2 protein-coding genes are annotated in these 3,743 nt (G+C 66.6%); both read right to left on the minus strand.

Annotated features, from left to right (window positions below):
• Positions 1-2: 2 nt before the first annotated feature.
• Positions 3-746, minus strand: coding sequence for a hypothetical protein (locus DBV10_RS22465; protein WP_124515763.1), 744 nt, complete (start codon positions 744-746; stop codon positions 3-5).
• 90 nt (positions 747-836) lie between these two features.
• On the minus strand, positions 837-3,743 hold a 2,907-nt coding region (locus tag DBV10_RS22470), incomplete at its 5' end, for a SwmB domain-containing protein (RefSeq protein WP_255424867.1).

Here is a 3,743-nt window from a genome sequence, read left to right on the forward strand (position 1 = left end):
GCCTACTTCGCCAAGAAGACGGCAGCCCCGCGAGACTCATCCGCACTCGTCACCACCACCGTCAGCCCGCTCTTCGCCGCGTTGAGCGTGCCAATCCCGCTGAACGTGGTCTTGCTACCGTCCGCACAGCTTTCACTGAAGCCCACGCCGTAGGCCGCCGTGCCGGCCAGCGCCGCCACGCTGCCCACGTACGTGCACCCCGTGGTGGAGCTGCCTGTCAGCCCGCCTGCCGCTGTGAGGCTCCACTGCGTGGTCTGGGCGTTGCCGCCCGATGTGGCGCTCCAGTTGCCTGCCACGTTCGCCTGGACGGCGGGGGTGGACAGGGCATCGCTCTGGGTCAGGGTGCCGGTGTTCAGGCCGGTGAAGGCGATGGTCTTGGGGCTGGCCGCCAGGGCCGTGGTGACCTGGCCTGTCACCGCCTGGCCCGTGGCGTTGCCTTGCCCCAGGGCATAGGTCTTGCCGTTGGCGCTGCTGTCGCTGCGCACCACCAGCTTGACCAGTCGGCTGGCGTCCTGGGCCAGCAGCCAGGCGTTGGCGGCTCCGTTGGCGTCAGGCACCACCACGGCGGTCGTGGCCGGTGCCACGCCTGCGGCAGTCACCCAGCGTCCCTTGAGCTGGGCGGGGTCGATGGTGGGGCCGGAGGCGCTGCCCCCGCCGCCACCTCCGCAGCCCGCCAGCAGGCTGCCCAGGGCCAGGGTGAGTGCGGCGGCGAGCAGTTTGCTCAGGGTGTGCTTGGGAGCTGCCATGTGTGTCTTTGTTGTCATCGGTGTTTTCCGTGTCGTGTTGTCAAATCCGCGAGGATGGGGCGGGGCCAAGGGCCGGTATGCGGATGCCGCTCAGAACCAGAAGGGGTTGTGCCCCATGTCCGGCGCCAGCCCCACGATCGACAGCGCCAGCTTGCCCGGCGCACCCGGGTCCGTGATGATCCCGTCCACCTTCCCGTCCGCATCGAACTGCCCTCCGTCCTCGATGTGGAAGTCCAGCCTCATCTTCCCTCCCTCCATCACCGTCTTGCCTCCATAGGGCTCGCTCGCCAGGTTCACCCATTGCCCGTGGCTGTCCTGTTTCCAGTAGCCGTTCACTCCCAGTGCCGGGTCCACATACAGGCTGAAGTTCTCTCCCGTCTTGCCCACTCCCAGCGCCACCGTGAAGCTCACCAGCCCTATCGGCATTTGCATGCCCGCTGGCAGGTTGGCCGGTGCGTCCTTTTGCACCAGGCTGGTGATGCGTGCGTTGTCGTTGGCGCTGCCCACCTTGCCGTTTTGGCTGCTGGCCACCAGCGTGGTGAAGGTGGGCGGTGCACTGCCCGGGTTGCTCTGCCCCGTGGGGCTGAGCACGAAACCTATCGAGGCCACTCCTGCCTGTTCGCTGTCCTTGATGCCGTCTCCGTTGCCGTCTCCCGCCACGATGGCTCCATTGGGGCCTGGGATGCCTGGGGCCTGGTCTTCCACCGTGTTGGGCACTCCGTCGTTGTCCGGCACTCCGGGTGTGGGGGTCGGCGTGGGCGTGGGGATGACCGGGTCAGGGTCTGCAGGGGTGAGGTTGGTCACGGCCCGGGCCGTGAAGCTGACGGCGTCATTGCCTGCCGCGTCCTGCACGGCATTGGCGTCGTTGCCTGCCGTGGGGTCGGTGTAGGCAACGGTGACGGTCTGGCCAGCGCCTACGGCATAGGTGAGGGTCAGGGTGACGGTCTTGGCGGCGGCGTTCACGGCCATGCCGGTGACGGGATTGGCGGAGCCGCCTGCGAGCACGGCGAAGGCGCCGTTGGCTGCGGTGTTGACTGCGTCCAGCGTGGTCGCTTCGGTGTAGCTCAGCACCAGTTGGTTGGCGGTGACGGTGGCTGTGTTCACCACGGGGGGGGTGGTGTCGGGGGTGGTATTGGTGACGGTGGTCACGCCCAGGCTGGCGGCGTCGTTGCCTGCAGCGTCCTGGATGGCGTTGGTGTCGTTGCCTGCCGTGGGGTCGGTGTAGGCGACGGTGACAGCCTGGCCATACCCCACCGGGGTGCCCAGGGTCAGGGTGACGGTCTTGGCTGCGGCGTTCACGGCCACGCCGGTCACGGTGTTGGCCGCGCCGCCGCTGACCACGGCAAAGGCACTCGTGGGGGGCAGATTGATGGCATCCAGGTTGCTGGCGTCGGTGTAGGTCAGCACCAGGCTGGCGGTGTTGACGCTGGCCGAGACCCACACGGGGGCGTCGGGGTCGTTGCCGCTGACGGTGACGCCGTTGCCAAACAGGTCGGCAATGACCACAGCAACGTCCGCGCCGGTGTTCCAGTCTTCCAGCATGCCCAGGTTGTAGGTCGTGCTGTCGGTGGATGACGTTCCGTCCTTGTTCATCCGCAGGGCCAGTGCCGCACGGTCGTTGGCACTCATGGTGAGCGTGAAGCTGGTGTTGGACGTGATGTCCACGTTGGACGTGTCGGTCAGTGTGTAGTTGAACGCGCCTTGCCCCAGCAGGCGGATGCGGTTGGCGGTGATGTCGTTGTTCGCACCACTGAGGCTCAGGAAGTTGTTACCGGTAACAACCAGCACGCCAGTGCCTACGTTGTAGGTGGCGCTGGTGACGGTGGGGGCGACGACATTGCTCACCGTGATGCCGTTGCCGGTGAGGTCGGCGATGACCACCGCCGCGTCGGCTCCCACGTTCCAGTCTTCGGCTGCAATGAGGTTGTAGGTGTTGGCACTGGTGGAGCTGGTGCCGTTCTTGTTCATGAGGAGGTTGGCGCCCAGTCTGTCCGCCCCGCTCAGGCTCAGGGTAAAGCTGGTGGCGGAGGTGATCTCGACGTTGGCCGTGGTGGTCAGCGTGTAGCTGGCTCCGCCTTCGCCCTGCAGGCTGAATTTGTTGGCCGCGATGTCGTTGACGGCGCCCGTGAGGCTGGAGAACCCGGTGCCGGTGACAACGAGCGCTCCGGTGTTCGCGTTGTAGGTGGCGGATGTGATGGCCGGTACTGCGACGTTGCTGACGGTGAGCACGTTGGTGGCGTCGGCGATGTCGCCCCCTGTGACCACACTGTCCCAGTCGTCCGCGGCGGCCAGGTTGTAGGTGCTGCCGCTGGTGGAGCTGGTGCCGTTCTTGTTGAGCAGGGTTTCGACGGCTGCGATGTCTGCGCCCGAGAGGGTGACGCTGAAGCTGGTGGCCGAGGTCACTTCCACATCGCCTGTGGTGCTCAGGAGGCGGGTCGCTGCGCCCTCTCCGCTGAGGGTGAGTTTGCTGACGGTGATGTCGTTGGTGGCGCCGATGGTCTTGACCAGGCCGGTGCCGGTGACGGTCAGCACGTGGGTGCTGGCATCGTAGGTGGCGCTGGTGATGGTGGGGGCCGCAACGTTCGATACGGTCACGCCGTTGCCAGTCAGGTCGGCACTCGATGTGGTGGTCGCGTCCCAGTTGGCGGCAGCTGCCAGGTTGAAGGTGGTGGTGTCCACCGCGCTGGTGCCGTTCTTGTTCAGGATGCCGTTGATGGCCAGTTGGTCTGCAGCGTTGAGGGTCACCGCAAATGCGGTCGAGCTGCTGGCGGTGACGTTGGCGGTGGTGAGGGTGTAGCTGCCGCCCTGGCCCGTCAGGCTCAGCTTGCTCACGTCGATGGTGTCGCCGCCCACGATGTTGACTGCCGTGACCGACAGGACTCCGGTGGCTGCGTCGTACGTGGAGGAGAGGATGCTGGGCGCCGCATTGGAGACGGTGATGCCGTTGCCCGTGAGGTCGGCAATGTTGCCGCCGGTGACCACGCTGTCCCAGTCGTC

Source organism: Acidovorax sp. FJL06 (genome assembly GCF_003852545.1).
GTDB lineage: Bacteria > Pseudomonadota > Gammaproteobacteria > Burkholderiales > Burkholderiaceae_C > Acidovorax.

Excerpts from the sequence above, each read along its gene's own strand:
- DBV10_RS22465 (WP_124515763.1), bottom strand. The coding sequence starts at position 746 with ATGGCAGCTCCCAAGCACACCCTGAGCAAACTGCTCGCCGCCGCACTC.